Source organism: Escherichia sp. MOD1-EC5950, from assembly GCF_002965345.1.
Taxonomy (GTDB): domain Bacteria; phylum Pseudomonadota; class Gammaproteobacteria; order Enterobacterales; family Enterobacteriaceae; genus Escherichia; species Escherichia marmotae.
In genome coordinates this window covers 110845-117366 of record NZ_PTSR01000013.1, presented here as the reverse complement: position 1 = coordinate 117366, position 6522 = coordinate 110845, and the positions used below count along the sequence as shown (strand labels likewise).

The following is a 6522-nucleotide window of genomic DNA, read 5'->3' as shown; positions in this document are numbered from 1 at the left end:
CTTATCCGACCAGCGGAGTGCAGCACTTCACAGCGGCGTAGCGGCGTAGGCCTGATAAGACGCGCAGCGTCGCATCAGGCAACCGGCCAGGGCGTTAGATGTCGGATGCGGCGTAACCGCCTTATCCGACCAGCGGAGTGCAGCACTTCACAGCGGCGTAGCGGCGTAGGCCTGATAAGACGCGCAGCGTCGCATCAGGCAACCGGCCAGGGCGTTAGATGTCGGATGCGGCGTAACCGCCTTATCCGACCAGCGGAGTGCAGCACTTCACAGCGGCGTAGGCCTGATAAGACGCGCAGCGTCGCATCAGGCAACCGGCTCGGGCGTTAGATGTCGGATGCGGCGTAACCGCCTTATCCGACCTGCGGAGTGCAGCACTTCACATTCGTTTAGCGAACTACCGCGTTCTCAATCTTCTCTTCCGCCTTCCAGACGCGGTATTTCACATCCACATTGTCTGGTGTATACACCACGATCGGCAGCTTGCTGTTGTAACGCAGCATTCCGGCATCACCCAGATACGCGGTAACAAATTTCTTCTCTTTCTTGCCATCCGGACAGGCCATCATCGTCGAAACCGGGGAGCTAACTTTATCAAAGACATAATAATCATAGCCCCAGCCTTCCAGCGTTTTGCTTTCCAGTTTTCCGCCAAGACGATGCAGATTGCAATCGACCTCCAGCGTCTGACCGATCAACAGTTCTACTTTCAGGGTAGATTCATCTTCTTGCGGGGTTAACTGAATCACCTGACGCTTCATCCCTTTTTCGGCTTGCGGATAAGGGGCAATTTTTTCCAGCGGCTGGATGCTTTCTGCCGCCCAGGCAGAGGTCGTGGCAAAAGCGGCAAACAACACTGCAGGTAGAATGGTCTTCATTTTGTTTTCCTTTCTTCATTTATAGGTTTTTCACCGATGATGTCGCTGAAGGTTAACATATTCATCAAATTTATTAATTTGCTTTATGAATAACTTAAGGAATATTCAGACAACTTTACCTTCTCTTTTGGTGTTATATGCTGATGAATGGTTAAGCCTGAAGAAATATATTTGGTGAATTTATCGCTATATAAATTTATTTATAACCATTTGAAATGTGAGCAAAAGACCGTTTTTGCCAGTCTTCCCACCACTCTTTTGATCCTACTACAGGTTTTACCCCGATCGGGGTATGCATCTTTGACACATCCTTTAATATCTTAGCGGCTATAAAAATGGCTTATTAATTATGCGGTTTATTTGGTCGCTCTCCGTTTTCAGAGCGCGTTAATGATGGAAGGTCAATGTGAAGATTGATGTATCCCGTCGGGGCATACTCACTGGTCGCTGGCGCAAAGCCAGTAACGGTATCCGTCCGCCCTGGTCTGGTGATGAATCTCATTTTCTGACCCATTGTACCCGCTGCGACGCCTGTATTAATGCTTGTGAAAACAACATTCTGCAACGTGGTGCGGGCGGCTATCCGAGCGTTAATTTCAAAAACAACGAGTGCAGTTTCTGTTATGCCTGTGCGCAGGCTTGCCCCGAATCACTATTTTCTCCGCGCCACACCAGGGCCTGGGATTTGCTGTTCACCATCGGGGAGACGTGCCTGGCGTATCAGGCAGTCGAATGCCGTCGCTGTCAGGATAGCTGTGAACCAATGGCCATTATCTTTCGCCCGACGCTTTCCGGGATCTACCAGCCGCAACTTAATAGCCAACTTTGCAACGGATGTGGAGCATGTGCAGCTAGTTGTCCGGTATCAGCCATTACTGCGGAGTATCTCCATGCACACTAACTGGCAAGTTTGCAGCCTGGTCGTTCAGGCCAAAAGCGAACGAATTTCAGACATCAGCACCCAACTGAACGCCTTTGATGGCTGTGAAGTCGCTGTCAGCGACGCGCCGAGTGGTCAGTTGATAGTGGTGGTGGAAGCAGAAGACAGCGAAACGCTAATTCAAACCATTGAGTCAGTACGCAACGTAGAAGGCGTGCTGGCGGTGTCGCTGGTTTATCACCAGCAGGAAGAGCAAGGTGAGGAAACACCATGAAACTCAGTCGTCGTAGCTTTATGAAAGCTAACGCCGTTGCGGCCGCTGCGGCGGCTGCCGGTCTCAGCGTGCCGGGCGTTGCCCGCGCCGTTGTTGGTCAGCAGGAAGCCATTAAATGGGATAAAGCGCCATGCCGTTTTTGCGGTACTGGTTGTGGCGTTCTGGTCGGAACGCAACAGGGGCGTGTGGTGGCCTGTCAGGGTGACCCGGACGCACCGGTTAACCGTGGTCTGAACTGCATTAAGGGCTATTTCCTGCCCAAAATTATGTACGGTAAAGACCGTTTGACGCAGCCGCTTCTGCGTATGAAAAACGGTAAATATGACAAAGAAGGCGAGTTCACCCCAATTACCTGGGATCAAGCCTTTGATGTGATGGAAGAGAAATTCAAAACCGCCCTGAAAGAAAAAGGGCCAGAGTCGATCGGTATGTTCGGTTCTGGTCAGTGGACTATCTGGGAAGGTTATGCCGCGTCCAAGTTGTTCAAAGCGGGCTTCCGTTCTAACAACATCGACCCGAACGCACGCCACTGTATGGCGTCGGCGGTCGTTGGCTTTATGCGTACCTTTGGTATGGATGAGCCGATGGGCTGCTATGACGACATCGAACAGGCTGACGCGTTTGTGCTGTGGGGCGCGAACATGGCGGAGATGCACCCGATCCTCTGGTCGCGCATTACCAACCGTCGTCTCTCTAACCAGAACGTCACCGTGGCGGTGCTTTCTACTTACCAGCATCGTAGCTTTGAACTGGCGGATAACGGCATCATCTTTACGCCGCAATCTGACCTGGTGATCCTGAACTATATCGCCAACTATATCATTCAAAACAATGCGATAAATCAGGACTTCTTCAGCAAACACGTCAATCTGCGTAAAGGGGCGACGGACATCGGCTACGGTTTACGTCCAACCCATCCGCTGGAAAAAGCGGCGAAAAATCCGGGTTCCGATGCTTCCGAGCCGATGAGCTTTGAAGATTACAAAGCCTTTGTTGCCGAATATACGCTGGAAAAAACCGCTGAAATGACCGGCGTGCCAAAAGATCAGTTGGAACAACTGGCGCAACTGTATGCCGATCCGAACAAGAAAGTCATCTCCTACTGGACGATGGGTTTCAACCAGCATACCCGCGGCGTGTGGGCCAACAACCTGGTCTACAACCTGCATCTGCTGACCGGCAAAATTTCCCAGCCGGGTTGCGGTCCGTTCTCCCTCACGGGTCAGCCTTCCGCGTGTGGTACTGCGCGTGAAGTGGGCACCTTTGCTCACCGTCTGCCAGCGGACATGGTGGTGACCAACGAGAAACACCGTGATATCTGCGAGAAGAAGTGGAATATCCCGAGCGGCACCATTCCGGCAAAAATCGGTCTGCACGCGGTAGCACAAGACCGTGCGCTGAAAGACGGCACGCTGAATGTTTACTGGACCATGTGTACCAATAACATGCAGGCCGGGCCGAACATTAATGAAGAGCGTATGCCGGGCTGGCGCGATCCGCGCAACTTTATCATCGTTTCCGATCCATATCCGACAGTCAGTGCGCTGGCCGCGGACTTGATTCTGCCGACAGCAATGTGGGTAGAGAAAGAGGGGGCTTACGGTAACGCAGAACGCCGTACTCAGTTCTGGCGTCAACAGGTACAGGCACCGGGCGAAGCAAAATCGGATCTCTGGCAGTTAGTCCAGTTCTCCCGCCGCTTCAAAACTGAAGAAGTGTGGCCGGAAGAGCTGCTGGCGAAGAAACCGGAGCTGCGTGGCAAAACGCTGTACGAGGTACTGTATGCCACCCCGGAAGTGAGCAAATTCCCGGTATCCGAACTGGCAGAAGATCAACTTAATGATGAATCCCGCGAGCTGGGCTTCTATCTGCAAAAAGGGCTGTTCGAAGAGTACGCATGGTTTGGCCGCGGTCACGGTCACGATCTGGCTCCGTTCGATGACTACCACAAAGCACGCGGCCTGCGCTGGCCGGTAGTTAACGGTAAAGAAACGCAGTGGCGTTACAGTGAAGGCAACGACCCGTATGTGAAAGCGGGCGAAGGCTACAAGTTCTACGGTAAACCGGATGGCAAAGCGGTGATCTTCGCACTGCCGTTTGAACCGGCGGCGGAAGCTCCGGATGAAGAATACGATCTGTGGCTCTCTACCGGGCGCGTACTGGAGCACTGGCATACCGGCAGTATGACTCGCCGTGTACCAGAACTGCACCGTGCCTTCCCGGAAGCGGTCCTGTTTATTCACCCGCTGGATGCGAAAGCGCGTGACCTGCGTCGTGGTGACAAAGTGAAAGTGGTTTCTCGTCGTGGCGAAGTGATCTCGATTGTCGAAACGCGCGGTCGTAACCGTCCGCCGAAGGGCCTGGTGTATATGCCGTTCTTCGACGCCGCACAGTTGGTTAACAAACTGACGCTGGACGCGACCGATCCGCTCTCGAAAGAGACGGACTTTAAGAAGTGCGCGGTCAAACTGGAGAAGGTGTAAGCCATTATGTCCCGGTCAGCGAAACCTCAAAATGGTCGCCGCCGCTTTCTGCGCGATGTCGTTCGCACAGCAGGCGGGCTGGCTGCCGTGGGTGTGGCGCTGGGGTTACAACAGCAAACCGCACGTGCATCTGGCGTGCGGTTGCGCCCGCCCGGAGCCATAAACGAGAACGCCTTTGCCAGTGCCTGTGTGCGTTGCGGGCAGTGTGTTCAGGCTTGCCCTTACGACACCTTAAAGCTGGCGACGTTGGCCTCTGGCCTGTCGGCGGGCACGCCGTACTTTGTGGCGCGCGATATTCCTTGCGAAATGTGTGAGGACGTACCGTGTGCCAAAGTGTGCCCGAGTGGTGCGCTGGATCGTGAAATCGAATCGATCGACGACGCGCGGATGGGGCTGGCAGTGCTGGTGGATCAGGAGAACTGCCTCAACTTTCAGGGGCTGCGCTGCGATGTCTGTTATCGCGAATGCCCGAAAATTGATGAGGCGATTACCCTGGAACTGGAGCGCAACACGCGTACCGGTAAACACGCCCGTTTTCTGCCAACGGTTCACAGCGATGCCTGCACCGGCTGCGGTAAGTGCGAAAAAGTGTGCGTACTGGAGCAACCGGCAATCAAGGTGTTACCGCTGTCACTGGCGAAAGGGGAGTTAGGTCACCATTACCGCTTCGGCTGGCTGGAGGCGAACGATGGCAAATCGTAAACGTGACGCCGGGCGCGAGGCGCTGGCGAAAAAAGGCTGGTGGCGTAGTCACCGTTGGCTGGTGTTGCGTCGCCTTTGTCAGTTCTTCGTACTGGGAATGTTTTTGAGCGGCCCGTGGTTTGGTGTGTGGATCTTGCACGGCAACTATAGCAGTAGCTTGTTACTCGACACCATTCCGCTGACCGATCCGCTGATGACGCTGCAAAGCCTTGCCAGCGGTCATCTACCTGCCACAGTGGCGTTGACCGGCGCAGTGATTATCACTGTGCTCTACGCCCTGGCAGGAAAGCGATTATTTTGCAGTTGGGTCTGTCCGCTGAACCCGATTACCGATTTAGCAAACTGGTTACGCAGGCGATTTGACCTCAATCAGTCTGCGACGATCCCGCGGCACATTCGCTACGTGCTGCTGGTCGTCATACTGGTGGGATCGGCCTTAACCGGCACACTCATCTGGGAATGGATTAACCCTGTTTCCCTGATGGGGCGCAGCCTGGTAATGGGATTCGGCAGCGGCGCGCTGCTTATTCTCGCGCTGTTTTTATTTGATCTACTGGTCGTTGAACACGGCTGGTGCGGTCACATTTGCCCGGTCGGTGCGCTGTATGGCGTGTTGGGTAGCAAAGGTATTGTTACCGTTGCGGCTACCGATCGGCAGAAATGTAACCGCTGTATGGATTGTTTTCATGTTTGCCCGGAACCGCATGTACTACGTGCCCCGGTGCTGGATGAACAAAGCCCGGTGCAGGTCACCAGCCGCGATTGCATGACGTGCGGTCGCTGCGTGGATGTCTGTTCTGAGGATGTATTTACAATAACTACACGATGGAGTTCGGGAGCGAAATCATGAAAAGCCATGACCTGAAGAAAGCGCTGTGTCAATGGACGGCGATGCTGGCCCTGGTGGTGAGCGGCGCGGTTTGGGCGGCTAATGGCGTCGATTTTAGCCAGTCGCCGGAAGTATCCGGGACGCAGGAAGGGGCCATTCGGATGCCAAAAGAGCAGGATCGGATGCCGCTGAACTATGTGAATCAGCCGCCGATGATCCCGCATTGCGTTGAAGGTTATCAGGTAACGACCAATACCAACCGCTGCTTACAGTGCCACGGTGTCGAGAGCTATCGCACCACTGGCGCGCCGCGCATCAGTCCAACTCACTTTATGGACAGCGATGGCAAGGTAGGTGCGGAAGTGGCTCCGCGTCGTTACTTCTGTCTGCAATGTCACGTGCCGCAGGCCGATACCGCGCCAATCGTGGGGAATACCTTCACCCCATCAAAAGGTTACGGGAAATAAGAGGTTATT

Annotated in this window: 7 protein-coding genes and 1 pseudogene; 6 read left to right on the top strand and 2 right to left on the bottom strand. The window is 54.2% G+C overall.

Annotated elements, in window-relative coordinates; genetic code table 11:
* Nucleotides 1-389: 389 nt before the first annotated feature.
* Together eco and BEA93_RS26105 are read right to left on the bottom strand one after the other, a co-directional pair.
* The gene (gene eco, locus BEA93_RS14510; protein WP_016248975.1) at nt 390-878 is read right to left on the bottom strand and encodes a serine protease inhibitor ecotin; all 489 of its coding nucleotides are present in this window, start codon (nt 876-878) and stop codon (nt 390-392) included.
* A 199-nt stretch (nt 879-1077) separates the two neighbouring features.
* Nucleotides 1078-1176: pseudogene (locus BEA93_RS26105) on the bottom strand (hypothetical protein); the annotation flags it as partial.
* A 108-nt stretch (nt 1177-1284) separates the two neighbouring features.
* Here BEA93_RS26105 and napF point away from each other — a divergent pair.
* From napF to napB, 6 genes are read left to right on the top strand one after another with little or no spacing between them, the layout of a single operon-like run.
* The gene (gene napF / locus BEA93_RS14505) at nt 1285-1779 is read left to right on the top strand and encodes a ferredoxin-type protein NapF (protein ID WP_000687310.1); all 495 of its coding nucleotides are present in this window, start codon (nt 1285-1287) and stop codon (nt 1777-1779) included.
* The gene (gene napD / locus BEA93_RS14500; RefSeq protein ID WP_000557372.1) at nt 1769-2032 is read left to right on the top strand and encodes a chaperone NapD; all 264 of its coding nucleotides are present in this window, start codon (nt 1769-1771) and stop codon (nt 2030-2032) included. Before napF ends, napD begins: the two co-directional genes overlap by 11 nt.
* On the top strand, nt 2029-4515 hold the full coding sequence (gene napA / locus BEA93_RS14495; protein WP_016248974.1) for a periplasmic nitrate reductase subunit alpha: 2487 nt from the start codon (nt 2029-2031) through the stop codon (nt 4513-4515). The genes napD and napA overlap by 4 nt, the downstream gene beginning before the upstream one ends.
* A gap of 6 nt (nt 4516-4521) precedes the next feature.
* On the top strand, nt 4522-5217 hold the full coding sequence (gene napG / locus BEA93_RS14490) for a ferredoxin-type protein NapG (RefSeq protein WP_105224909.1): 696 nt from the start codon (nt 4522-4524) through the stop codon (nt 5215-5217).
* Nucleotides 5204-6067 (top strand): quinol dehydrogenase ferredoxin subunit NapH, encoded by an 864-nt coding sequence (napH, locus tag BEA93_RS14485; RefSeq protein WP_000013486.1) that lies wholly within the window; start codon nt 5204-5206, stop codon nt 6065-6067. Before napG ends, napH begins: the two co-directional genes overlap by 14 nt.
* Complete coding sequence (napB, locus tag BEA93_RS14480) at nt 6064-6513, top strand: nitrate reductase cytochrome c-type subunit (RefSeq protein WP_105224908.1); 450 nt, start codon at nt 6064-6066, stop codon at nt 6511-6513. The genes napH and napB overlap by 4 nt, the downstream gene beginning before the upstream one ends.
* The last annotated feature ends 9 nt before the right edge of the window (nt 6514-6522 follow it).